Consider the following 24,484-nt stretch of genomic DNA (forward strand, 5'->3'; position numbering starts at 1 on the left):
GCGGTCGGCGTACGGTCAGGCGGCGGCGGACGTCCGCACCAGGGTACGGATCTGCCGCAGCAGCACCGAGAGCGAGGCGAGATCCGCCCGCGACTCGTCGAACTCGCCCATCGCCCGGTGCGCCCGGTGGATCGAGGTGGCGTTCGACTGCTCCCACTGGAGCACCCGCTCCTGCGGCGGCAGGTCACCCGGTGTGGAGTCGAGCACCTCCCCGGTCAGCGCGGCCAGCGCGGCGTACAGGTCGTAGCGCAGCGCCATCCGGGCCAGCGTCTGCCAGCGGTCCTCGCGGGGCAGCAGGGAGATCTTCGACAGCAGCGAGTCGACCCGGAACCGGTCGGAGAGCACGAAGTAGACCGAGGCCACCTCGCCGACGTCGCGGCCACTGGTCCGTGCCGTCTCCACCACGTCCAGCAGACCGAAGCTGTACATCAGCCGGGTCGCCCGCCCGGCCAGGTCGGCCGGCAGCCCCCGAGCGGTCATCGCGTCGATGTGCGCCTGCAACGACTCCCGCTCGCTGCCGTGGAACCGGTCCTGGAGGTCCGGCAGGAGCCGGGCCACGCCGTCGCGGAGCCGCTCGATCTCGGCGGGCACGTCGATCGGCGACCGCCGGTTGCTCACCAGCCACCGGACGGCCCGGTCGAGCAGCCGCCGGGTGTCCAGGTAGACGCTGGTCTGCAACTCCGGCGGGACCTGGTTGTCCAGCGCCTCGACCGCGTCCCACAGCTCGCGCAGCCCGAAGACCTCCCGGACCACCACGTACGCCCGGATCACGTCGGCCGCCGACGCGGCCGTCTCCTCGACGACCCGGAAGACGAACGAGATGCCACCCCGGTTGATCGCCTCGTTGACCAGGACCGTGGTGACGATGTCCCGACGCAGCCGGTGCTGGGCCATCCGGTCGGCGAACCGCTCGCGCATCGGCGTCGGGAAGTAGTTGACCAGGACGTCGGTCGTCCACTCCTCGTCCGCGAGCCCCTCGGTCAGGATCTCCCGCTCCAGCACGATTTTGACGTACGCGAGCAGCACCGCGAACTCCGGCGCGGTGAGCCCGGACTCGGTGCGTACCGCCAGTTCCTCGTCCGGGGGCAGCGCCTCCAGCGCCCGGTCGAGCTGGCCGGCCCGTTCCAGCTCGCTGATCATCCGGCGGTGCACCGGCAGCAGCGAGACGGCCTGGGCCTGCGAGTTGTTGATCGCCCGTGCCTGGTCGTAGTTGTCCCGCAGCACCAGTTCGGCGACCTCGTCGGTCATCTGGGCGAGCAGTTCGTCGCGGGCGGGCACGTCCAGCGCGCCGTCGGCGACCGCCGTGTTGAGCAGGATCTTGATGTTCACCTCGTGGTCGGAGCAGTCCACCCCGGCCGCGTTGTCGATGAAGTCGGTGTAGATCCGGCCGCCGGTCAGTGCGTACTCGATCCGGCCGAGCTGGGTGCAGCCCAGGTTGCCGCCCTCGCCGACGACCCGGCAGCGCAGGCTCTTGCCGTCCACCCGGATCGCGTCGTTGGACTTGTCGCCCACCTCGGCGTTGGTCTGGCTGGACGCCTTCACGTAGGTGCCGATGCCGCCGTTCCAGAACAGGTCCACCGGCGCGGTGAGGATCGCCTTCATCAGCTCCGCCGGGCTGAGCTGGGTGACGTCGTCGGCCAGGCCGATGGCCGAGCGCACCTGCGGGGTGATCGGGATCGACTTGGCCCCGCGCGGGAAGATCCCGCCACCTTCGGAGATCAGCTTCGGGTCGTAGTCCTCCCACGACGACCGGGGCAGCTCGAACAGCCGCTGACGTTCCCGGAACGAGGTGGCGGCGTCCGGGTCCGGGTCGAGGAAGATGTGCCGGTGGTCGAACGCGGCCACCAGCCGGATGTGCTCGGAGAGCAGCATCCCGTTGCCGAACACGTCGCCGGACATGTCACCGACGCCGACCACTGTGAAGTCCTGGGTCTGGGTGTCGTGGCCCAGCTCGCGGAAGTGCCGCTTGACCGACTCCCAGGCGCCGCGGGCGGTGATGCCCATCTTCTTGTGGTCGTAGCCGGCGGAACCGCCGGAGGCGAACGCGTCGCCCAGCCAGAAGCCGTGCGCCGCCGAGATCTGGTTGGCGATGTCGGAGAACGTGGCGGTGCCCTTGTCCGCCGCCACCACCAGGTACGGGTCGTCGGGGTCGTGCCGCACCACGTCCACCGGCGGCACGATGTCACCGGAGACGATGTTGTCGGTGACGTCGAGCATCGCGCCGACGAACTCCTGGTAGCAGGCGACGGCCTCGTCCCGGTCCCCCGGCTTCTGCTTGAGCACGAAGCCGCCCTTGGCGCCGACCGGCACGATCACCGCGTTCTTCACCATCTGCGCCTTGACCAGGCCGAGCACCTCGGTCCGGAAGTCCTCCCGCCGGTCGGACCAGCGCAGCCCGCCCCGGGCCACCGGCCCGTAGCGCAGGTGCACGCCCTCGAAGCGGGGCGAGTACACGAAGATCTCGAACTTGGGCCGGGGCGCCGGCAGGTCCGGGATGGCCTGCGGGTCCAGCTTGAACGCCACGTACGACTTGGGCCGCCCGTCGGCGCGCTTCTGGTAGAAGCTGGTCCGCAGGGTGGCCTGGATCAGCGTCAGGTAGGCGCGCAGGATGCGGTCCTGGTCGAGGCTGGCCACGTCGTCCAGCGCGACGCCGATCGCGTCGACCAGTTCGCCGCTGCGTTCCCGGCGCTGCCCGGCGTCGCGCCCGTCCGGGGCGAACCGCACCTCGAACAGTTCCACCAGCAGCGCCGCGATCTGCGGGTACGCGATGAAGGTCTGCTCCATGTACTCCTGGGAGAAGACCGCCCCGGTCTGCCGCAGGTACTTCGCGTACGCCCGCAGCACCACCACCTGCCGCCAGGTGAGGCCGCCGCGCAGGACCAGCTCGTTGAAGCCGTCCACCTCGGCCTCGCCCCGCCAGGCGGCGGCGAAGGCGTTCTCCACGTGCGGGCGTACCTCGGCCAGTTCCCGGTGCCCCTCGGGCAGGCGCAGCCCGAAGTCGTACAGGAAGACCCGCCCGTCGATCCGGTCCACCTCGTACGGGTGCTCGTCGACCACCCGGACGCCCAGCGAGTGCAGCACCGGCAGCACGGCGGAGAGCATCATCGGCTCGCCGTACCGGTAGACCTTGAACCGGACGTCCATCGCCTCGTCGGCCCGCTGCCCGGTCCGGGGCGCCCACTGCCTGCGGAACAGGTGCATCTCCAGCTGGCCGGGTTCCTCCAGCAGTTCCAGCTTGGCCAGGTCCTTCATCGCCTCGTACGGCGTGTGGGTGTCCTTGTAGCCCTCCGGGAACGCGTCGGCGTACCTGGTGAACAGGTGCTTGGACTGCTCGTCGCCGAGCTTGCGTTCGAGCACCAGCCGGTAGTCGTCGTCCCAGAGCCGGGTGGCGTCGGCCAGCTCCTCGGCGAGCAGGTCGGCGTCGATGTCGCCGGGCGGGTTGTTCGGGTCGGTCCGGACGATGAAGTGCACCCGGGCGAGCATCGACTCGGTGACCCGGGTGGTGTAGTCGACCCCGATGCCGTTCAGCTCGCGCAGCAGGATGTCCTGCATGCGTAGCCGGTTCTGGGTGGTGAACCGGTCCCGGGGCAGGTAGATCAGGCACGAGATGAAGCGCCCGTACGCGTCGCGGCGCAGGAACACCCGAAGCTGCCGGCGGCCGGCCATCCGCAGCACACCGGTCACCGCGTGGTACAGGTCGTCGGTCTTGATCTGGAACAGCTCGTCGCGCGGGTAGGTCTCCAGGATCTGGAGCAGGTCCTTGCCGGAGTGGCTGCGCTGGCTCAACCCGGAGCGGTCCAGCACCTCGGCGACCTTGCGGCGGACCACCGGCAGCTCCCGCACGCTGGTCCGGTACGCCGCGGTGGAGAACAGGCCCAGGAACCGCCGTTCACCGACCACCGCACCGGCCGAGTCGAAGATCTTGAAGCCGATGTAGTCCAGGTAGGCCGAGCGGTGCACGGTGGCCCGCGAGTTCGCCTTGGTGATGATCAGCAGCCGCTTCTCCATCACCTTCTCGTGCGCCTCGGGCGTCATCGACGACAGCGCCCGCGCCTCCGGCGAATCCGAACGCAGGATGCCCAGCCCGGTGCCGAGCACCGCCTCCAGCGCCGGGCCGCCCTGACCACCGGAGTCGACCAGCCGGTACTCCCGGTAGCCGAGGAAGGTGAAGTGGTCGTGGGCCAGCCAGCGCAGCAGCTCCACCGAGTCGGTGATGTCCTTCTCCGGCACCGGCGGGCGGTCGTCCGCCGTCCGGGCCGAGGCCAGCTCGTCGGCGAGGGCCAGCGCCCGCTGGCGCATCTTCGGCCAGTCCTCGACGGCCTCCCGCACGTCGGTGAGCACCCGCTGCAACTCGCGGCGCAACTGGTCCCGCTGGTCGGCGTCGCGGACCGGATCGATCTCGATCCGCATCCAGCTCTCCACCAGGTCACCGGCGATCGCGTCGTCCGGCTCCACGTCGGCGGAGACCTCGGTCAGCCGGCCCAGCGGCTCCCGGCGGACCACCACCAGCGGGTGGACCAGCAGGTGTACGTCGAGGTGGTGGGCGTTGAGCAGGGCGGTCACCGAGTCGACCAGGAACGGCATGTCGTCGGTGACGATCTCGACGACGGTGTGGTGCTGGTCGGCGTCGGGGGGCAGGATGCGCAGCTTCAACTCACCCGGCACCCGCTGCTGGGCCAGGTCCCGGTGCGCCCGCGCGGCGTCGAGCATCTCCTCGGCGGTGAACCCGATCAGCTCCTCGTCCGGCGCGAACCGCCAGAACCGGCCCACCAGGGTCGCCGCGTCGTGGTCGTCCCCGGCCAGCGCCACCGCCTGCGCCACCAGGCGCTCCGCGTTGGGCACCGGCTCGTCGAGTTCGGCGTCCTCCACGTCCTCGCCGAGCGCCTCCACCGGAAGGCCCAGGTCGTAGAGGGTGTCGATGCTCGAACCGGTCACCCCGGTCACCCCTGTGTCGAGTCGGCCGTAGCCGTCCCCGTCGATCGGCGGGCTGTCCCCGTCGGTCGCCGAATCGACGCTGTCGTCCCGGCCGGTGTCGCTCTGCCGGAGGTCGGGTACCGGTTTGATCGCCGGACGCCGGTCCATCGGTGCCACTCCCCTCGACGACCCACCGCGTTGTGGGTCACTCTGCCGCCCCACCATAGGCCCTGCCGCTTCGTGCCTTGGTCGGTGGACCACCGGTGGGACGTCCGGTTCGGGACTCTGGCCTGGCATCCGTGACAGATGCACGATCGGCCGGGTGCCGAGTACCCCGCCTCGGGATGTTCATCACACCTTCGCGCCCACCACTTCGGTCGGCCCGCCCCGGCCGCGCGGGTCGGTACGGGCGGCGACGGCGTACTAGCGTGCAGGGCAGCCCGCCGTCCGGAAGGTGCAGCTCCATGCCCCTGTCGTACCCCTACCGCCGCCCCGGCACGCCCCTGCGGCGGGGGCTCGCGGCCCTGACCGCCACCGTGCTGGCGGCCGGCGCCCTCGTCGGCTGCTCCGCCGACGACGGGCTGACGGGCAGCGTGGACGCGTTCCTTGCCGGCTGGCGCTCCGGCAACCTGGACAGGGTGGGCTTCGTCGACCCGACCGGGGCGAGGGTGCCGGCCGGCACGGTCGTCGAGGAGATCAGGGCCCTCTCCGGCGACCTCGCCACCACCCCGCCCGCCCTGCGGCGCGTCGGGGACGCCACGGTCACCAGGAACCTCGCCACCACCACGGTCGACATCCGGTGGACGCTGCCGGGCGGAGTGGACTGGGCCTACCAACGGCCGGTCCGGTTGCGGCAGAACTCCGGCGACGACAGGTGGCAGGTGATCTGGGAACCGCAGGTGCTGCACGAGCAACTGGACAGGGGCGACCGGTTGACACTGCGGCGGACCGCCGCGCCCCGGGCCGGGCTGCTCGACGGCGCGGGACAGCCGATCGTGACACCCCGGCCGGTGGTCCGGATCGGACTGCAACCCGGCGAGATCCCGGACGTCCCGGCGCTGGTGGGACGGCTCGACGCGGCGTTCCGGGCGGTCCGGCCGCCGATCGACCCCCCGGTCGACCTGGCCGACCTGCCGCAACGGCTCCGCGACGCCGATCCGGATGCCTTCGTCGAGGTGGTGACGTTGCGGGACGAGGCGTACCGGCAGATCCGTTCCCGAATCTACGACCTGCCGGGGACGAAGTTCCGGGCCGAGAAGCTCGACCTGGCACCGACCCGGGAGTTCGCCCGCGCCCTGCTCGGCACGGTCGACCCGGCGCAGGCCGACGACCTCGCCGCCCACCCCGACCGGTACGCCAAGGGCGACCTGGTCGGTCACGGCGGCCTCCAGGGCCGCTACGACGAGCGGCTGCGCGGCGCTCCCGGCACCACCGTGGAGATCCGCCGGCCCACCCCCGAGGGCGGCAGCACCGTCGTCACCGAGGCGTTCCGGCAGGAACCGGGCCCCGGCCGGCCGGTCCGCACCAGCCTCGACGTGACCACCCAGAACGCCGCCGACGGCGCGGTACGGGGCGAGAAGCGACGCTCGGCCCTCGTGGCGGTGCGGGTCAGCGACGGCGCGGTGCTCGCCGCCGCCAACGGCCCCGGGGCGGCCGGGGAGAACCTGGCCTTCACCGCGCAGGTGCCACCGGGCTCCACGTTCAAGACGGTCAGCGCCCTGGCCCTGCTGGACAGGGGGGCGGTGACCCCGCAGACAATCGTCGACTGTCCCAAGACCAGCGTGGTGGACGGCCGCCCGTTCAAGAACTCCGACGACTTCGTGCTGGGCAAGGTGCCGTTCCGTACCGACTTCGCGAAGTCCTGCAACACCGCGTTCGTCGCGCTGGCCCCGCGACTCGGCCCGGACGGGCTGGCCGCCACCGGTCGTACCCTCGGGTTGGAGGGCTCGTGGGACCTCGGCGCGGACGTCTTCACCGGCAGGGTCTCCACCGGCGGCGGGCCGACCGAGCGGGCCGCCGCCGCGATCGGTCAGGGCACCACCGTGGTCAGCCCGCTGGCCATGGCGGGGGTGACCGCCGCCGTCGCCCGGGGCCGCTTCGAGCAGCCGAAACTGGTGCTCGACCCGGCTCCCGCCGCGCCCGCCGCGGCCGGCCCGCCGCTCAAGGCCGAGTCGGTGGCGGCGCTGAAGACGATGATGCGCGAGGTGGTCACCGCCGGCACCGCCAGGGCGCTGGCCGACGTGCCGGGTGGCCCGGTGTACGGCAAGACCGGCACCGCCGAGTACGACGACGACCCCACGCACACCCACGCCTGGTTCGTCGGGTGGCGGGGCGACGTCGCGTTCGCCGTCTTCGTCGAGCAGGGCGGATCAAGTACGGCCAGCGCCGTCCCGATCGCCGGACGTTTCCTCCGCGCCCTCCGCTGACGCCTCTCCCCCGCCCAGCCGCCGGCCCGCCAGGTCTCGCGCTCGACGGGGACGCAGCACACCACATCGGCCCCGTTGCGGAGTCACGCGTGCCGGGTCAGGCGACCGGCTCCTCGGCGCGGCCCGGTACGTCGGCCGGGTCGGGGTCGGCGGGATGCGGCTGGGGTGGCAGCAGTCGGGGCGCGACGGCGTCCGGGGCGACGACCGGGGCCAGCCCGGCGACGACCGTGTTGACGATCTCGGCGGCGTACGCACCGTCCGGGTCGTAGTCGGGGTCGAAGACGGTCAGCTCGACGCCGAGGCAGTGCGGGGTGTCCACCAGACCGGCGAGCAGGATCTCCAGCTCGGCGAAGGCGATCCCGCCGGGGTCGGGGGCGTCCACGGCCGGCATCACCGCCGGGTCGAGCACGTCCACGTCGATGTGCACCCAGTAGCCGGCGCAGTCGGCGAGCTGCTCGTGCGCCCACTGGGCGCTGCGGGCGGCCCCCTCGGCGCGCAGGGCCGGCACCGGCCGGGTGATGATCCCGGCGGCCTGGAGGTCGAGCCGGTACTCGTCCTGCGCCCGGATGCCGAGCACCACCACGTCGATGTCCCGGAAGTACGGTCGACGCCCCTCGATGGCGGCCAGGTCGGCCTGCCCGCGCCCGGTCACCAGGGCGAGGTCCTCCCCCGCCGCCGCACCGACGTAGGAGGCGTTGCCGGGGTGCCGGAAGTCGGAGTGGCCGTCGACGAAGACCAGCCCGATCCGCCCGCCGACCGCCTCGCCGAGCCGGTGCATGGCCAGCGCCGAGCCGAGCAGCACCGAGCAGTCCCCGCCGAGGACCAGCGGGAACTCGCCCCGGTCGATGATCGCGCCGATCCGGTCGGCCAGCGCCGTCGAGTAGCCGGAGATCTCCCGGGCGTGGCAGACCCCGTCGCCGGGCCGCCAGTCGCCCGGGTCGTACCGGGGGGCGGTGAGGCAGCCGGCGTCACGGGCCCCCAGCCGGGCCAGCAGGCCGTGGTCCCGTAACGCCCCGGGGGCCTTGCCGCAGCCGGGGACGGAGGTGGAGGTGGGTGGGCGCAGACCCAGGTTGGTCGGCGCGTCGAGGACGGCGATTCGGCGCATCACGGGCTCCCGTCCTCGATGATCGGCGGGCCGGCCGGGTGGCCGGCCCGCGCGGGGTGTCAGGGGATCAGAACAGGGCGCTGGCCAGGGCGCGACGGGCGGAGGCCACGGCGGGGTCGTCCGGGCCGGCGATGCTGAACAGCGAGACCAGGTGTTGACGGGCGCGGTCCCGGTCGTCGCCGGCGGTCCGCCGGACCAGCCCGACCAGTCGTTCGTACGCCTGCTCGGCCATGCCGCTGAGCACCTCGATGTCGGCGGCGAGGAGCTGGGCCTCGACGTCGTCGGGGTTGGCCTGCGCGGCGGCGAGGGCGGCCTGCGGGTCGGCGCCGGCGACCCGCCGGGCCACCCCGACCTGGGCCAGGCCGGCCTCGGCGGCGGCGTCCGCCGGGGACTCGGCGAGGATCTTGCGGTACGCCTGCTCGGCGGCGTCGAGGTCGCCGCTCATCAACGCGTCGTCGGCCTGGTCGAGGCGCGGGTCCTCCGGTTCGGCGACGGTGACGCCACCGGCCTTGAGCACAGCGGCGAGCCACTGGCGCAACTGCGGCTCGGGGATCACCCCGGGGAAGGCGTCGATCGGCCGCCCGCCGACCACCGCGTAGACGGTGGGGATCGCCTGGATCTGGAACATCTGCGCGATCCGCGGATTCTCCTGGACGTCGACCCGGGCCAGGACCCACTGGCCGGCGCCCTCGGCCGCCAACCGCTCCAGCACCGGGGCGAACTGGTCGCTGTCCGGGTAGCCTGCCGCCCCGAAGAAGACCACCACTGGTGTGGTCATCGACTGTTCGAGCACCCCGGACTGGATGTTCGCCTCGGTCACGTCGAGCACGGCGGCGGTGCCACCTGTGGCGGGACCGCCCGGTGCGCCGGTGGGTGCACCGGTCTGGCTCGGTGTGGCGGGACGGGAACTGGCCGGGGCGGTGCCGCGCAGCGCGCTGAGGTCGACCGCGCCGCGGGTGAAGATCGACGAGGTGATCCGTGGGTCGCTCATGGTTACCTAGTCTCGCACGATCCCCACCGTTGTCGGCTCAGCCGCAACGCCCACAGTTGCCACTCTCACCTCCCATTCTCCCCCCAACCCCCCACCCCGTCGATCATGGAGTTGTGGTGGGCGTAGCGCCCCTTTTATGAGGCTCTGCCACCACCACAACTCCATGATCGACCGGGGGGGGTGGGTGGGGGGGGGTGGGGGTGGGTCAGAAGCGGGCGGGTTCGCGGTAGGTGCCCCATTCGGTGCGTAGGGCGTCGCAGATCTCGCCTAGGGTGGCCTCGGCGCGGACGGCGTCGAGCATCGGCGGGATCATGTTGCCGCCGGTGCGGCTGACCTCGATCATGCGGGTCACCGCCGCCGTCGCCGCCGCGTCGTCCCGGGCGGCCTTGCGCTCGGCGAGCACCCGGCGCTGCTCCAGCTCCACCTCGTGCGAGATGCGCAGGATCTCCAGCTCCTTGGCGACCGTGCCGGTGTGGCAGTTGACCCCGACGATCTTCTTGTCGCCCTTCTCCAGGGCCTGCTGGTAGACGAAGGCCGACTCGGCGATGTGGCCGGTGAACCAGCCGTCCTCGATGCCGCGCAGGATGCCGGAGGTCATCGGGCCGATCCGGTGGGGGCCGTCGCCGCCGAGCTGCCGGATCCGGGCGAAGATCTCCTCCGCCTCGGCCTCGATGGCGTCGGTGAGCGCCTCGACGTACCAGGAGCCGCCGAGCGGGTCGGCCACGTTGGTCACCCCGATCTCCTCCATCAGCACCTGCTGGGTGCGCAGGGCGATCTCGGCGGACTCGTCGGTGGGCAGGGCGAGGGTCTCGTCCAGGGCGTTGGTGTGCAACGAGTTGGTGCCGCCGAGCACGGCGGCGAGGGCCTCCACGGCGGTGCGTACCACGTTGTTGACCGGCTGTTGCGCGGTCAGCGACACCCCGGCGGTCTGGGTGTGGAACCGTAGCCAGAGGGCCTTCTCGCTGGTCGCGCCGTAGACGTCGCGCAGCCAGCGGGCCCAGATCCGGCGGGCGGCGCGGAACTTGGCGATCTCCTCGAAGAAGTCCAGGTGCGCGTCGAAGAAGAAGCTCAGTCCGGGGGCGAAGACGTTGACGTCCAGGCCGCGCGAGAGCCCCAGCTCGACGTAGCCGAACCCGTCGGCCAGGGTGTACGCCAACTCCTGCGCGGCGGTGGAGCCGGCCTCGCGGATGTGGTAGCCGGAGACCGACAGCGGCTTGTAGCGCGGGATCTCGGCGGCGCAGTATTCCATCAGGTCGCCGATCAGGCGCAGGTGCGGCTCGGGGTCGAACAGCCACTCCTTCTGCGCGATGTACTCCTTGAAGATGTCGGTCTGCAACGTGCCGTCGAGCCGGGACAGGTCGACGCCCTGCCGCTCGGCGGCGACCAGGTACATGCAGAACACCGGCACCGCCGGGCCGGAGATGGTCATCGAGGTGGTGACGCCGGCCAGGTCGATGCCGTCGAAGAGCACCTCCATGTCGGCGGCGGAGTCCACCGCGACCCCGCAGTGCCCGACCTCGCCCAGCGCCTGCGGGTCGTCGGAGTCGCGCCCCATCAGGGTCGGCATGTCGAAGGCGACGGAGAGCCCGCCGCCGCCCGCGCCGAGGATCATCTTGTACCGCTCGTTGGTCTGCCGGGCGTTGCCGAATCCGGCGAACTGCCGGATCGTCCAGGCCCGACCCCGGTAGCCGGTCGGATGCAACCCCCGGGTGTACGGAAACTCGCCCGGCCAGCCGATCCGCTCGAACCCGGGGTAGGCGGTGCCCTCGGGGGGCCCGTACACCGGTTGCACGGTGGCGCCGGACAGGGTGGTGAAGTCCGCGTCCCGCTTGCGCGCGGCGTCGTACCGGGCCTGCCAGCGCGCCCGTCCGGCGGCGATCTCGTCGGCGTTCATCCGCGGGGCTCCTCCTCGAGTCCTCGACTGGACCCCGAGTGTAGAACGACAACCTGAACGATCGCTAAGGGAACTCGCCCCGCCCGACCCCCCTCACCCCACCCCACCCTGCCCCGCCCCGCTCCGCCCGGTGATCAAGAGGTTTGCGTCACGATCCGCGGCAGATTGACGCAAACCTCTTGATCACCGGGGGTAAGGAAGGAGGTCGGGGGTGGGCTGCGGGTGGGGTTCTTGGGCTCACGCCAGCCTGACCGAAGGATCCGCCGGCGCCGAAGATCCAGGCGGCCACCGTCGCCGAGCGCCGCGCCCGGCAACGCGCGGCGATACTGGACGCCGCGAGGTCGATCCTCGCCGAAGGCGGATCGGAAGCGCCGAGCCTGGCCGCGGTCCTCCCACCTGGTCGAGAGCGGTGTCGGGGAGACCGGGGCGCGTTCGCTCGCGCGCGGGCTGCTGGAGCCGCACCTGCGGCAACCGACCGGCTGACCGTGGTGCCGCAGCCGTTCCCAGACGCCCCCGCCGGGCGGGCATCCGCTTGCCCCTGTTCGGAACGGTGGGACGCGGATCAGGTGTAGAGGACCAGGTGCCAGTGCGGCGTGTGGCTGGCGGAATAATTGCAGGCATAGTCGGTGTACCGCGAATCCGGCCGGTCGACCGCATTGCTGCCGGCCTGGTAGCAGGCGGTGCTGGAGGTGAACCAGTCGCCGCTCACCGAGCCGGCGCTCGCGGCTGCCGCCGTCGTCGCCAACGTCAGCGACACGGCCCCGACGACGAGCGCCCCGGAAACGCCGAGCCGGGTGGCCACTGTTCCGATCCTGGTCACGGTATTCCTTCCCTTCCTCGGTTCGGAGACCGCGCCCCGCGCGACAGAAGGCACCCGGGCCCGAGATCAGTTTCGCCGTTCCCGTATACACGCGAACATTACGACATTCAAGAGCGACAATATGTAATCGGACGGGCGGGAATTCCGTGCCGTCGTCCGGTCAGGAGCTGATCTGCGCCAACAAATCGTCCGCCGCCGCGTACGGGTCCAGGGCCCCCTCGGCGACCTTCGCGGCGAGCGTCGGCAGATCCGTACCGTCGCTCAGGGAACCGATCCGGGCGCGGAGGGTGCCGAGCGCGATCGCCTCGATCTCGGCGGCGGCCCGCTTCTCCCGGCGGCGGCGCAGCTCGTCGTGCTGCTCCAGCCAGGCCCGGTGCTTGTCGACCGCGGCGGCGATGTCGTCGATCCCCTCGCCGCGCGCGGCGACCGACCGGACCACCTGCGGTCGCCACTGCCCCGGCCCGCGCTCGCCCAGCGCGATCATGCCCTGGATGTCGCGGACGGTGTTGTCGGCACCGTCCCGGTCCGCCTTGTTGACCACGAAGACGTCGGCGATCTCCAGGATGCCGGCCTTGACCGCCTGGATCGCGTCGCCCATCCCCGGGGCGAGCAGCACCAGCGTGGTGTCGGCCAGCGAGGCCACCTCCACCTCGGCCTGGCCGACCCCGACCGTCTCCACCAGCACCACGTCGCAGCCGGCACCCTCCAGCACCCGGACCGCCTGCGGGGTCGCCGCGGAGAGCCCGCCGAGGTGGCCCCGGCTGGACATCGACCGGATGTAGACGCCAGGGTCGGTGGCATGGTCCTGCATCCGCACCCGGTCACCGAGGATCGCCCCGCCCGTGAACGGGCTGGACGGGTCGATGGCCAGCACGCCGACCCGGTGCCCGCCCGCCCGCAACGCCCGCACCAGCTCGTTGGTGGTGGTCGACTTGCCCACCCCCGGGGAGCCGGTCAACCCGACCACCTGGGCCTGCCCGGCGTACGGCGCGAGCGCCGCCGCCACCTGCGGCAGCACCTCGTCGCCGGACTCGACCAGGGTGATCAGCCGGGCCACCGCCCGGGGGTCACCCTCGCGCGCCAGGCGCACCAGCATCGGTACGTCCCGACTGCGACGAACCGGGACAGCGGCCAGGGCGGGGGCGTTCTCGACAGTCACAGGGTCACCTTCGCTCACGACTGCGGGGCTCGCCAACCCCGCTCACTCCTCGCGCTCGCCACGGGCCACCTTCGCTCACGACTGCGGGGCTCGCCAACCCCGCTCACTCCTCGCGCTCGCCACGGGCCACCTTCGCTCACGACTGCCGGGCTCGCCAACCCCAGTCACTCCCCACGCTCGCCGACCCGGGCGCGGGTCAGTCCTGGGCGTCGGCCGGCACGTGGATGATCAGGGCGTCGCCCTGGCCGCCACCGCCGCAGAGCGCCGCCGCGCCGGTGCCGCCACCGCGCCGCTTCAGTTCCAGCGCGAGGGTGAGCACCAGGCGGGCACCGGACATGCCGATCGGGTGCCCCAGTGCGATGGCCCCACCGTTGACGTTGATCTTGTCGGCGCTGACCCCGAGGTCCCGCGCGGACTGGATGCCGACCTGGGCGAACGCCTCGTTGATCTCGATGAGGTCGAGGTCGTCGATGCTCAGGCCACCCTTCTTCAGGGCGTGCTGGATGGCGTTGGACGGCTGCGAGTGCAGGGAGTTGTCCGGGCCCGCCACGTTGCCGTGCGCGCCGACCTCGGCCAGCCAGGCCAGGCCCAGCTCGTTCGCCTTGGCCTTGCTCATCACGACCACGGCTGCCGCGCCGTCCGAGATCGGCGACGAGGAGCCGGCGGTGATCGTGCCGTCCCTGGTGAACGCGGGACGCAGCTTGGCCAGCGACTCGGCGGTGGTGTCCGGCCGGATGCCCTCGTCCTCGCTGATCACCAGCGGGTCACCCTTGCGCTGCGGGATGACCACCGGGGTGATCTCGTCGGCGAAGTGGCCGTTCTTCTGGGCGGCGGCGGCCCGCTGGTGGCTGGCCGCCGCGAACGCGTCCTGCTCCTCGCGGGTGATGCCGTGCCGTACGCCGAGCCGCTCGGTGGACTCGCCCATCGAGCAGCAGTCCCAGGCGTCGCTGAGCCCGTCGAGGGCCATGTGGTCCTTGATCGTCACGTCGCCGTACCGGTATCCAACGCGCTGGCCGAGCAGCAGGTGCGGGGCGTTGGTCATCGACTCCATGCCACCGGCGACCACGATGTCGAACTCGCCGGCCCGGATGAGCTGGTCGGCCAGGGCGATCGCGTCCAGGCCGGAGAGGCACACCTTGTTGACGTTCAGCGCCGGCACCGACATCGGGATGCCCGCCTCCACCGCCGCCTGCCGGGCCGGGATCTGCCCGGCGCCGGCCTGGAGCACCTGGCCCATGATCACGTACTGCACCTGGTCCGGGGCGACCCCGGCGCGCTCCAGCGCCGCCTTGATCGCGATGCCGCCGAGCTTCGTCGCCGGCAGGTCCTTCAGGTTGCCCAGCAGCCGGCCCATCGGGGTCCGCGCGCCGCTGACGATGACCGATGCCACTGTCTGCCTCCGAGGGGGGGTACCAAGCTGTACGCCTTAACGGCTGTTCGGCCAGACTAGCGTCATGGCTGAGAACTCCCCCGTCGAGCCCGCTGCCGACTACGTCACAGACATCGGACTGCGCCGTATCGACCACGTCGGGGTCGCGGTCGCCGACCTCGACGCCGCGATCGACTTCTATCAGCGCACCTTCGGGATGCGCTGCATACACGAGGAGACCAACACCGAGCAGGGGGTACGCGAGGCGATGATGGCCGTCGGCCCGACCGCCGAGGGGGGCTGCGTGCAGCTGCTCGCCCCGCTGTCCCCGGAGTCGACCATCGCCAGGTTCCTCGACCGCAACGGCCCGGGCGTGCAGCAGGTGGCGTACACGGTCGCCGACATCGACGCGGCCTGCGCGACCCTGCGCGAACGCGGCGTGCGGCTGCTCTACGACACCCCGAAGCGCGGCACCGCCAACTCCCGGGTCAACTTCGTCCACCCCAAGGCCGCCGGCGGAGTCCTCATCGAACTCGTCCAACCCGCCGACACCCCCCACTGACCCTCCCCTCCCCCCGCCCAATCCCGCCGTGTCGATCAAGAGGTTTGCGTCATCTCGATCTCCAGATCTGACGCGAACCTCTTGATCGACGGGGCGGGGGCGGACCGGGGCGGGCATTGTGCGGGGGTGATATTCCGGGGGTGGGGGGAAAGGGGTGGGGGACTGCCGGGATAGCGGGCGGTGGCGGCGGCGGGGCCGCCCGGACCTGCCAAGATCGCCGTTTGGTGCCGGCCGCCGGTACGACCCGGTGGACCATGTAAAGAGGACACGAAAGCTCGGCACCGCTCTTGCGAACGACCCCGGGGGGTCTGCAAGTATGTCCCAATGCCCCAGCAGCAGTCCTCCCCTCTCGCGTTCTTCGATAACGCGAACTCGCAGCCCGACTTCACGGTCGGCCTGCGCGGATACAACACCCACCAGGTCGACGACTTCCTCGGCCGGATGACAGCCGCGTTGACCCAGTCGGAGCAGGCCCGCGCCGAGGCCGAGCAGCGGATGAACGACGCCCAGCGTCGGCTCCGCCAGGCCGAGCAGCGGCAGGCCGCGCTCGAGCAGAAGCTCACCGACACCAACAAGCAGCTCGAGGAGAACAGCCGGCCGACCCTCTCCGGTCTCGGCACCCGGGTCGAGCAGATCCTCCGGCTGGCCGAGGAGCAGGCCAACGACCACCGCAACGAGGCCAAGCGCGAGTCGGAAGGGATTCTCTCCGCTGCCCGGCTGGAGGCGCGGGAGATCACCGACAAGGCGCGCGCCGAGGCCGCCGCGATGAAGGCCACCGCCGAGCGGGAGGCCGGCACCGTCCGCACCGCCGCCGAGCGGGAGGCCGCCGAGGCCCGGGTACAGGCCCGTCGGGAGGCCGACACGCTGCGCGCCGACGCCGACCGGGAGACCAAGCAGCTGCGGACGGTCACCGCGCACGAGGTGGCCGAACTGAAGTCCACCGTCGAGCGGGAGGTCGCCACCCTGCGCGCCACCGCCGAGCGGGAGATCACCCAGCAGCGGGCGAAGGCCGCGCGGGAGGCCGAGGAGAAGCGCGCCGAGGCGACCAAGCTGCTCACCGACGCCCGCGACAAGCGGGACAAGGACCTCCAGGCGCTGGAGCTCCAGCTCGCCGAGCGGCGGGAGAAGGCCGAGCGCGAGGAGTCGGAGCGGCACGCCGCCCAGGTGGCGCAGACGCAGAAGCTGGTCGGCGAGGCCGAGCAGCGGGCGCGGGCCGCCCAGGAGCGGGCCAAGGAGATCGAGCAGCGCGCCGAGGCCCGCCGGGTCGAGTCCGAGCGCACCGCCAACGACACCGTCGACAAGGCCAAGGCGTTGGCCGAGAAGACCCTCAACGAGGCGAAGGCCGAGGCGAAGCGGCTGCTCACCGAGGCGCGTACCGAGGCGGACCTGACCACCCAGGCGGCCCGCCGCGAGGTGGAGGACCTCACCCGGCAGAAGGACGCGGTCACCTCGCAGCTCGGCCAGATGCTCTCCGGCCTGGCCGGGATCGTGCCGGGCGTGCCGGCCCAGCAGCAGGCCGCCGCGCCGGCCAAGGCGGAGCCGGCGAAGGCCGACGCCGAGTCCCGGGCGACCGCGGAGACCGCCAGCTGACCGAACGCATCGACGGGGCATGAGTCGCGGCGCGGAGGGACACCGGATGACCGGTGCACCCCCGCGCCGCGCCCGTTCCCGCCCTGTGACACCCTGTCGCGGGACAGCACTGAAACAGCTCCCCACAGCGGCGTCCGTATCGCCCCCGGAGGGCCGGATGCGTGTGAGGATGGGGGCATGTCGCACGGCGAGGAACTGTTCGCTCTCGGCGGGGATGTGACCACGGAGCCCAGCTTCGAGTCCGCTCTGCGGGGATACGACAAACGGCAGGTCGACCGGTACGTCGCTCGTGCGGAGCACGAGATCACCACGCTGACGGGTGAGCGGGAACAGGCGTACACCCAGATCCACAAGCTGGCCGGTCAGGTCGAGCACCTGCAGCGGGATCTCGCCCAGGTGCGCAAGCAGGTCGGGGTGGTGGACCGGGCCTCCTTCAAGCACCTCGGCCCCCGGGTCGAGCAGATCCTCGCCCTCGCCGAGGAGCAGGCGGACGCCATCCTGGTCGCCGCCAACGAGGAGATCGAGGCCCGTCGGGCCGCCGCCGAGCACATCATCGACGAGGCCCGCGAGCAGGCCGCCCGGGCGCTCAAGGACTTCGAGATCGCGCTCGCCGCCCGGCGTGCCGAGGAGGAACGGCACACCACTGCCCGCAGGGCCGAGGCGGACGCCGCCGTGCGTACCGCCAAGGAGGAGGCCGCCCGGCTGCGCAGCACCGCCAAGGACGAGGCGACCCTGCTGCGCGCCACCGCCGAGGACGAGTCCAACCGGTTGCGGGCCGCCGCCCAGGACGCCCTGAACCGGGCGCAGCAGGAGGCCACCCAGCTCCGCGACACCGCCAAGGAGATCCACACCCGGGCCCAGCAGGAGGCCACCAAGCTCCGCGAGATGGCGAAGGCGGCGCTGGCCAAGGCCCAGAAGGAGGCCACCGACCTGCGCGAGGCCGCCAAGGAGGTGCACCTCAAGGCGCAGCAGGAGGCCCGGCGGCTCACCGATTCGGCGACGGAGACCAGCCGCGCCACCCACGCCAAGGCGCTCCAGCAGGCCAAGCAGGTCACCGACGACGCCGACGGCGCGGCCAGGGCGACCCGGGAACGGGCCCGGCAGGAGGCGCAGCGGCTGACCACCGAGGCGACCGAGGCGGCCCAGCGCAGCCGGGCCGAGGCCGAGGCGCACGTGCAGCGGATGCGCGCCGAGACCGAGGCGTACGTGCAGCAGTCCCGCGCCCAGACGCAGCAGGAGCTAGGTGCCTGGCGCGCAGGGGTGGAGCAGGAGGTCAACGGTCGGCGGGAGGCCGCCGACCGGGAGCTGGCCCAGCGTCGGGCCGTCGCCGAGCAGGAGTTCGCCAAGCGCCGCGACGAGTTGGACCGCAAGCACCGGGCCCGGCACGACGAGCTGGAACAGCAGCACGGCACGCGGCAGGCCGAGCTGGAGCGGGAGTGGGCCGCCCGGCGGGACGAGATCGAGCAGGGCGCGGCCGAGATCCGCCGGGCCGCCGAGGCGGACGCGGCGACGCTGCGCCGCACGGCCGAGCAGGAGACCGCCGAGCTACGGCGGCGGGTGGAGCAGGAGACGACCGAACTGCTCGACCGGGTCGAGCGGGAGGCCACCGAGAAGCGTCGCCAGGCCGACGAGCACGTCGCCGCCTCCCGTCGGCAGTTCGACGAGTACGCGGCCACCACCCAGCAGCACCTGGCCACCACCCAGCAGCACCTCGCCGCCACCCAGCAGGAGGCGGCGGCCGGCCGGCAGCAGCTCGCCCGGGTGATGCTGGAGATCGCCCAGGCCCAGCAGCAGCTCGCCGACCTGCGTCAGGAAACCTGGCAGGCGCGGCAGGAGCACGACGAGCTCCAGCGGGACGTCACCGCCCTGCGGGCGCGCGCCGCGACGCCGGTGGGCGCCGACGCGGTGGTGCCGTCCCCGGACGGCGACCGGCCGGGGACGGGCCCGCTCGGCAACGGCAGGAAGCCGAAGCCGACGCGCACCGCCGACGCCCCGGCAGCGCAGCCGGTGGGCTCCGGCCCGGCCGGCGGCGGGAAGGCCCCCGCCGGCAGCGACGCCGGTAGGGAACCGGTCGTGGCCGGCGCAGACTCGGTCGTGGCCGTCACCAGGCCGGCCGGCGATCCGGCCGCCAACGGCACGAAACCGACAGGCGGTACGGACGGTGCCGCGAAGCCGAAGGCCGAGCCGGTGACCACTGTGGACGGCGGGACGGCAAGCGCCGGGGTGGACGGTGAACCGACCGTCGCCGCGGTTCCCGGCACCGCCGGCCGGGGTGCCACCCCGACGAAGATCACCAGTACCGGGGAGAACGGCAAGCGGCCCAGCAAGCCGACCACCGACGAGCGCAGCGCCAGGCCGAGTACGGTGACCGTCGAGTCGGAGTGACCGCGACGGGGGGCGACCCCGGGGTGGCCGGCGGGAGCCCGCACCACTACCCTGCGGGCAGGAGCCCGTACGGTAGGTGGTCACCGGGTGGGTCGGCCGATCCATCCGGGGTGCCGCGCCGGGGCGGAACTGGGGAGGTCAGGTGGCACAGCACGGCCCGGCACGCGACGACGCGACCCGGGACAGCGCCCCTGCGGGCGTACCGACGGCCCGGGCCGGGGCGGAACCGGTGACGGCCCGCTCCGAGCCGCCGCCCACCACCGCCGGGGAGCACACCACCGGCGGGGAGCGTGCCGCACCGACCGGCCGGGACACCGACACCCCCGCCACCGCCGACGCCAGGGCCCAGGACGCACCGGCGCAGGACGCCCTGGGGCGGAACGCACCGGGACGCGACGCCGCCGGCGCGGCCGCCAGCGGGTCCGGGCGGTTCGGTCGACCCGGGCGGCCACTGCGCCGCAGCAGTTTCCTGATCGGTTTCACCGGGGCGCTCGGCGTGCTGCTGGCGTACACCGTGTTCCTGGGGATCCGCAATGCCGGCGGCATCCTGGTCCTGGTGGTGATCGCGCTCTTCCTGGCGGTGGGGCTCAACCCGGCGGTGGTCCGGCTACGCCGCTGGGGGTTGCCGCACGGGCTGGCGGTGACGGTGGTGGCGCTGACCCTGGTGCTGTTGATCGTCGCCGGGCTGGTGGCGCTGGTGCCGCCGGTGGTGACCCAGACCGGGCAGTTCATCGACCAGCTGCCCAGTTACGTCGAGGAGCTGCGCGGCAACCGTACCGTCAACGACCTGGTGGTCCGCTACGACGTGATGCAGCGCGTGCAGGCGCTGGCGAACGCGGACACCGTGGGCCGGGCGCTCGGCGGGGTCCTCGGCGGCGCCCAGTTGATCTTCGGAACCATCTTCCGGGTGCTCACCGTGCTGGTGCTGACGATCTACTTTCTGGCCTACTTCGACAGGCTGCGCGACCTCGGGTACGCGTTGGTGCCGAGGTCGCGCCGGCAGCGGGTCAGCCTGATCGGGGACGAGATCCTCACCAAGGTCGGCGCGTACATGGTGGGGGCGTTGAGCATCGCGGTGCTGGCCGGCGCTACCAGCTTCGTCTTCGCCCTGGTCGTCGAGCTGCCCTACCCGTTCGCGCTGGCCGTGGTGGTGGCGGTGACCGACCTGATCCCGCAGATCGGGGCCACCCTCGGCGCGGTGATCGTCAGCCTGGTCGGCTTCGCCACCGCGCTGCCGGTCGGCATCGCCTGCGTGGTCTTCTTCGTGCTCTACCAGCAGGTGGAGAACTACCTCATCTACCCGAAGATCATGCGGCGGTCGGTGGAGGTCAACGAGGTGGCCGCGTTGCTCGCCGCCCTGCTCGGGGTGGCGCTCATGGGGGTGGTCGGCGCGCTGATCGCCATCCCGGTGGTCGCCGCCCTCCAGCTGATCCTGCGCGAGGTGGTGCTCCCCCGCCAGGACCGCCGCTGAGGCGCGGCCCGGAGGGTCTCAGCCGGCGGCGGGGCCGGGTACGGGGGTGTCGGCGAAGGCGGCCACCGTCCGGTCGGCGTACGCGCTGACGTCGCCGGTCTCCATCGGGCCGTCCCAGCTCGTCGGCAGCGGCAGCGGCACCGCCGGGTTCACCCGCCTGACGATCTCGTCGAGCACCCGCTCGGCGTCGCCCACCCACAGGTGCTTGGCCCCGGGCACGCCGACGACCTCGGCCTGCGGCACCGCCGCGAAGCGCTGCCGGGCCTCGTCGGGGCGCAGGTAGTCGTCGAACTCGGGCACCAGCGCGGTCAGCGGTCGACCCGACTCCGCCCAGACGGCCAGGTCCCCTGGTTGCGAGAAACGCAACGGCGGGGAGAGCAGGATCGCCCCGGCCACCGCCGGGTCGCAGCCGTACTTCAGGGTCAGGTCGGTGCCGAACGACCAGCCCACCAGCCAGATGTTCGGCAGCTCGTGGAACTCGGCGTACTCGATCGCGGCGGCGACGTCGAACCGCTCGCCCACCGCGTTGTCGAAGGTGCCCTCGCTGGTGCCCCGCACGCTGCTGGTGCCCCGGGTGTTGAACCGGAGCACCGCCAGGTCGGCCAGGGCGGGCAGCCGCCAGGCCGCCTTGCGGAAGACGTGGCTGTCCATCATCCCGCCGTGGGTGGGCAGCGGGTGCAGGCAGACCAGGGTGCCCGCCGGGGTCCGGTCGACCGGGCGGGCCAACTCGCCGACGAGCCGCAGGCCGTCGGCGGTGTGCAGCTCGATGTCCTCCCGGAGGCCGGGCAGGATCGACGATGCGCGGATCGGTGTGCTCACCGCCCCAGTCTGACCCGAACGCGCCGCCCTCGCTCGCCCGGGGCGGAACCGGGGTGATCCAGATCGCTCGCGCCGGGTGGGTGGGCCGGACCGGTCAGCCGTAGCGGGGAGCGCCCCGGCCGCGCAGCAGGTTCGGTCCCCGCCGGTCCCGGGCCCGCCAGCAGCCGTTGTGCCAGTGCCGCCGGTCGGTGAGGTCACCCGCGCCGTCGGCCGGCCAGGCCACCAGGTGCGCCACCCCGGGTCGGATCTCCTGGTCACACCCGGGGCAGCGGTACGTCTTGACCGACGCCCCGCCGCTGATCCCGCGTACCTGCCACTCGCCGTCGCGCCACTGCTGCACCGATTCGACGCCGTGCCGGGCCCGCTCGGCGTCCAGTTGGGTGCTGTCCTCGCGGCGGGGACGGTTGCGACGGGGGCTCACCGTGCCAAGGTTACGGTCAGGTCCGCGTCGACGGCGGGGTGAGGTCGGTCGCCCCGGTTCAGCGCCCGGCGTGCTCGCGGAACCCCCGGCCGGCGGCACGGCCCAGGTGACCGGCGGTGACCATGTGGTGCAGCAGCGGCGCGGGGGCCAGGCCCGGTTCGCGCGACTGGCGGTACAGCGCCCGCTGCACGGCCAGCGCCACGTCGAGGCCGACCGCGTCGAGCAGCGCGAACGGGCCCGTCGGGTAGCCGCAGCCGAGCGTCATCGCGTGGTCGATGTCGTCGACGCCTGCGTAGCCGGCCTCCAGCATCTGCACCGCGTCGTTGAGGTACGGGAAGAGCAGCGCGTCGACCACGAGGCCGGCCCGGTCGCCGCAGACCAGCGTGGTCCGGCCGAGGGCGGCGCAGACCGCGCGGGCGGTGGCGGCGGCCTCCGTCGAGGTCCGGACGGTGGTCACCACCTCGACCAGCGGGCGTGCCCGCACCGGGACGCAGAAGTGCAGGCCGAGCACGTCGGCGGGACGGCTGGTGGCCATCGCCAGGTCGATCACCGGCAGCGCGGAGGTGGTGGTGGCGAGCAGCACGCCCGGCTTGCAGACCTCGTCGAGGCGGGCGAACAGCGCCCGCGTGGCGTGCAGCTCCCCCGCCGTCGCCTCGACCACCAGGTCGACGTCGGCGAGTTGCTCCAGCGCGTCCGCCCAGGTGATCCGGGCCAGCGCGGCGTCCCGGCCGGCCGCGTCCCGGCGGTCCCGGGTGACGTCCTCGTCGAGCGCGGCCCGGACCGCCCCGGTGGTCCCGGCGGGTCCGTCCGCGCCGACGGCGACCACCTGGTGGCCGGCGGCGGCGAACACCGCGGCGAGATCGGCCGCCGTCGTCCCCGAGCCGACGACACCGACCGTGGTCACGGCCGTGGTGCCCGACACGTCGTCGGCGGTCGGGGTCGACCCGTCGGGTACGACCTTCGCGGAGCCCGGCTTGTCGTAGGTGTAGAAGCCACGCCCGGTCTTGCGGCCGAGCAGCCCCGCCGTGACCATCTGCCGGATCAGCGGCGTCGGGGCGTGCCGGCGGTTGCGCCCGCCGTGCCGGTACATGGTGTTCAGGATCTCGTACGCGGTGTCGAGACCGATCAGGTCCAGCAGGGCGAGCGGGCCCATCGGCAGGCCGCAGCCCAGCGTCATCGCCGCGTCCAGGTCCTCACGGGTGACGTAGCGGGCCTCGAACAGGCCCACCGCCTGGTTGAGGTAGCCGAACAGCAGGGCGTTGGCGATGAATCCGGCCCGGTCGCCGATCGTCACGCCGACCTTGCCGAGCCGGGCGCAGAGTGCCTCGACGTCATCGACCACGTCGGTGGCGGTGACCACGGTGCGGACGACCTCGACCAGTTTCATCACCGGTGCCGGGTTGAAGAAGTGCAGGCCGACGACCTGCTGGGGCCGGTCGGTGGCGACGGCGATGTCGGTGACGCCCAGCGAGGAGGTGTTGGTGGCGAGGATGGTGTCGGGCCGGCAGATCCGGTCCAGCTCGGCGAAGATCCGCCGCTTGAGGTCGAGGCGCTCGGGGACCGCCTCGACCACCAGGTCCACCGCGTGCAGCGCATCCAGCCCGACCTGGAAGTCGACCCGGGCGTGCAGGGCGTCCCGGTCGGCCTCGGCCAGCTTGCCCCGCGCCACCGCCCGGTCGGTCGACCGGGTGAGGGTGGCCCGGCCGCGGGCCAGGGCGTCCGGGGAGATCTCCACCGCGACGACGTCGACACCGTTGCGGGCGAACACCTCGACGATGCCGGCACCCATGGTGCCCAGACCCACCACGCCCACCCTGGTGAACTCCCGCGCCACGACCGGCCTCCCCTGGTTGATTCCGCCGTTGCCGACATGAACGAACGCTAAGGCTATCCGCCGGGACCGGCGCGGGGGAGGTCGGTCCCCGTCCGCCTCAGGCGTCGACGGCGCTGGGGGCGGGGACCGGGGTGGCCGGCAGGGCGTCGGTGGGGCCGGGGGCGCGCGACGGCAGCGGCAGCGTGGGGCGGTGGTCCCGGCGGCCGACGGACCCCCCGGCGAAGCGCAGGCCGACCGGGTCGGTGGTGGCCAGCCCGGGGTCGAAGTAGCGCAGTTCGGTACGGCCGAGCCGGATCACGTCGCCGTCGGTGAGGGGTTCGGCGTCGGTGATCCGCCGGTCGTTGAGCCAGGTGCCGTTTGTCGATCCCAGGTCGACCAGGACCACCCCGTCGTCGGTCAGCCGCAGCTCGGCGTGCCGCCGGCTCAGGTGCGCGTCGGCGACCGCGATGTCGGCGGTCGGCGCCCGGCCGATCACCTGCGGCCGGGGCCGGACGCGGAAGCTCGCCCCGCGCATCGGGCCAGCGGCCACCGTCAGCAGTGGCATCAGTTCCGGATGATCCTGCATGGACAGTCAGCTCCCCACCCACCGTCGCCCCGCGGTCAGCCTGCCAGCTCCGCATGACCAGCTCACCACCCGCCCGGCCATCTCCGCGACCCCTGGCGGACATCAGGTGTCCACCGAACAGGCGGCGACGGGCGATAGCTGAGCGGTATTCACAACTAC

15 protein-coding genes and 1 pseudogene are annotated in these 24,484 nt (G+C 72.8%); 5 read left to right on the forward strand and 11 right to left on the reverse strand.

Annotated features, from left to right (window positions below):
• Positions 1-15: 15 nt before the first annotated feature.
• On the reverse strand, positions 16-5,082 hold the full coding sequence (locus Q2K16_RS14265; protein ID WP_302745962.1) for an NAD-glutamate dehydrogenase: 5,067 nt from the start codon (positions 5,080-5,082) through the stop codon (positions 16-18).
• A gap of 296 nt (positions 5,083-5,378) precedes the next feature.
• On the opposite strand from Q2K16_RS14265, the gene Q2K16_RS14270 reads away from it, so the two are divergent.
• A complete protein-coding gene (locus tag Q2K16_RS14270) occupies positions 5,379-7,340 on the forward strand; it encodes a penicillin-binding transpeptidase domain-containing protein (RefSeq protein WP_302745964.1) in 1,962 nt (653 codons plus the stop codon).
• 106 nt (positions 7,341-7,446) lie between these two features.
• Here Q2K16_RS14270 and Q2K16_RS14275 read toward each other — a convergent pair.
• The 6 genes and pseudogenes from Q2K16_RS14275 to Q2K16_RS14300 all read right to left on the reverse strand — a co-directional run.
• Positions 7,447-8,448, reverse strand: a pseudogene (locus Q2K16_RS14275) (arginase family protein); the annotation flags it as partial.
• Between the two features lie 64 nt (positions 8,449-8,512).
• Positions 8,513-9,436 carry a tetratricopeptide repeat protein gene (locus Q2K16_RS14280; RefSeq protein WP_302745966.1) on the reverse strand — a complete coding sequence of 308 codons (924 nt, stop codon included), beginning with the start codon at positions 9,434-9,436 and terminating at the stop codon, positions 8,513-8,515.
• Positions 9,437-9,641: 205 nt separating this feature from the next.
• Positions 9,642-11,330: a coenzyme B12-dependent isobutyryl-CoA mutase large subunit gene (icmA, locus tag Q2K16_RS14285; RefSeq protein ID WP_302745968.1), complete on the reverse strand. Its 1,689-nt coding sequence runs from the start codon at positions 11,328-11,330 to the stop codon at positions 9,642-9,644.
• A gap of 562 nt (positions 11,331-11,892) precedes the next feature.
• Positions 11,893-12,150, reverse strand: coding sequence for a hypothetical protein (locus Q2K16_RS14290; protein ID WP_302745970.1), 258 nt, complete (start codon positions 12,148-12,150; stop codon positions 11,893-11,895).
• Positions 12,151-12,310: 160 nt separating this feature from the next.
• Positions 12,311-13,246, reverse strand: coding sequence for a methylmalonyl Co-A mutase-associated GTPase MeaB (gene meaB / locus Q2K16_RS14295; RefSeq protein WP_302746482.1), 936 nt, complete (start codon positions 13,244-13,246; stop codon positions 12,311-12,313).
• 259 nt (positions 13,247-13,505) lie between these two features.
• Positions 13,506-14,699, reverse strand: coding sequence for an acetyl-CoA C-acetyltransferase (locus Q2K16_RS14300; protein ID WP_302745972.1), 1,194 nt, complete (start codon positions 14,697-14,699; stop codon positions 13,506-13,508).
• 64 nt (positions 14,700-14,763) lie between these two features.
• On the opposite strand from Q2K16_RS14300, the gene mce reads away from it, so the two are divergent.
• The 4 genes from mce to Q2K16_RS14320 all read left to right on the forward strand — a co-directional run bounded on the left by mce (position 14,764) and on the right by Q2K16_RS14320 (position 20,686).
• The gene (mce, locus tag Q2K16_RS14305) at positions 14,764-15,240 is read left to right on the forward strand and encodes a methylmalonyl-CoA epimerase (RefSeq protein WP_302745973.1); all 477 of its coding nucleotides are present in this window, start codon (positions 14,764-14,766) and stop codon (positions 15,238-15,240) included.
• Positions 15,241-15,564: 324 nt separating this feature from the next.
• Positions 15,565-16,830 (forward strand): DivIVA domain-containing protein, encoded by a 1,266-nt coding sequence (locus tag Q2K16_RS14310; RefSeq protein WP_088642764.1) that lies wholly within the window; start codon positions 15,565-15,567, stop codon positions 16,828-16,830.
• Between the two features lie 177 nt (positions 16,831-17,007).
• The gene (locus tag Q2K16_RS14315; RefSeq protein ID WP_302745976.1) at positions 17,008-19,215 is read left to right on the forward strand and encodes a coiled-coil domain-containing protein; all 2,208 of its coding nucleotides are present in this window, start codon (positions 17,008-17,010) and stop codon (positions 19,213-19,215) included.
• A 370-nt stretch (positions 19,216-19,585) separates the two neighbouring features.
• Entirely contained in the window at positions 19,586-20,686 is a 1,101-nt protein-coding gene (locus tag Q2K16_RS14320) for an AI-2E family transporter (protein WP_302746483.1), read from the forward strand.
• A gap of 18 nt (positions 20,687-20,704) precedes the next feature.
• On the opposite strand, the gene Q2K16_RS14325 is transcribed toward Q2K16_RS14320, so the two are convergent.
• The 4 genes from Q2K16_RS14325 to Q2K16_RS14340 all read right to left on the reverse strand — a co-directional run bounded on the left by Q2K16_RS14325 (position 20,705) and on the right by Q2K16_RS14340 (position 24,325).
• Positions 20,705-21,505 carry an alpha/beta hydrolase gene (locus Q2K16_RS14325; protein ID WP_302745978.1) on the reverse strand — a complete coding sequence of 267 codons (801 nt, stop codon included), beginning with the start codon at positions 21,503-21,505 and terminating at the stop codon, positions 20,705-20,707.
• Positions 21,506-21,599: 94 nt separating this feature from the next.
• The gene (locus Q2K16_RS14330) at positions 21,600-21,926 is read right to left on the reverse strand and encodes a hypothetical protein (protein ID WP_302745980.1); all 327 of its coding nucleotides are present in this window, start codon (positions 21,924-21,926) and stop codon (positions 21,600-21,602) included.
• Between the two features lie 58 nt (positions 21,927-21,984).
• Complete coding sequence (locus Q2K16_RS14335) at positions 21,985-23,760, reverse strand: 3-hydroxyacyl-CoA dehydrogenase family protein (protein ID WP_302745981.1); 1,776 nt, start codon at positions 23,758-23,760, stop codon at positions 21,985-21,987.
• A gap of 97 nt (positions 23,761-23,857) precedes the next feature.
• The gene (locus Q2K16_RS14340; RefSeq protein WP_302745983.1) at positions 23,858-24,325 is read right to left on the reverse strand and encodes an FHA domain-containing protein; all 468 of its coding nucleotides are present in this window, start codon (positions 24,323-24,325) and stop codon (positions 23,858-23,860) included.
• Between the last annotated feature and the right edge of the window lie 159 nt (positions 24,326-24,484).

It is taken from the genome of Micromonospora cynarisoli (assembly GCF_030518815.1).
GTDB lineage: Bacteria > Actinomycetota > Actinomycetes > Mycobacteriales > Micromonosporaceae > Micromonospora > Micromonospora wenchangensis.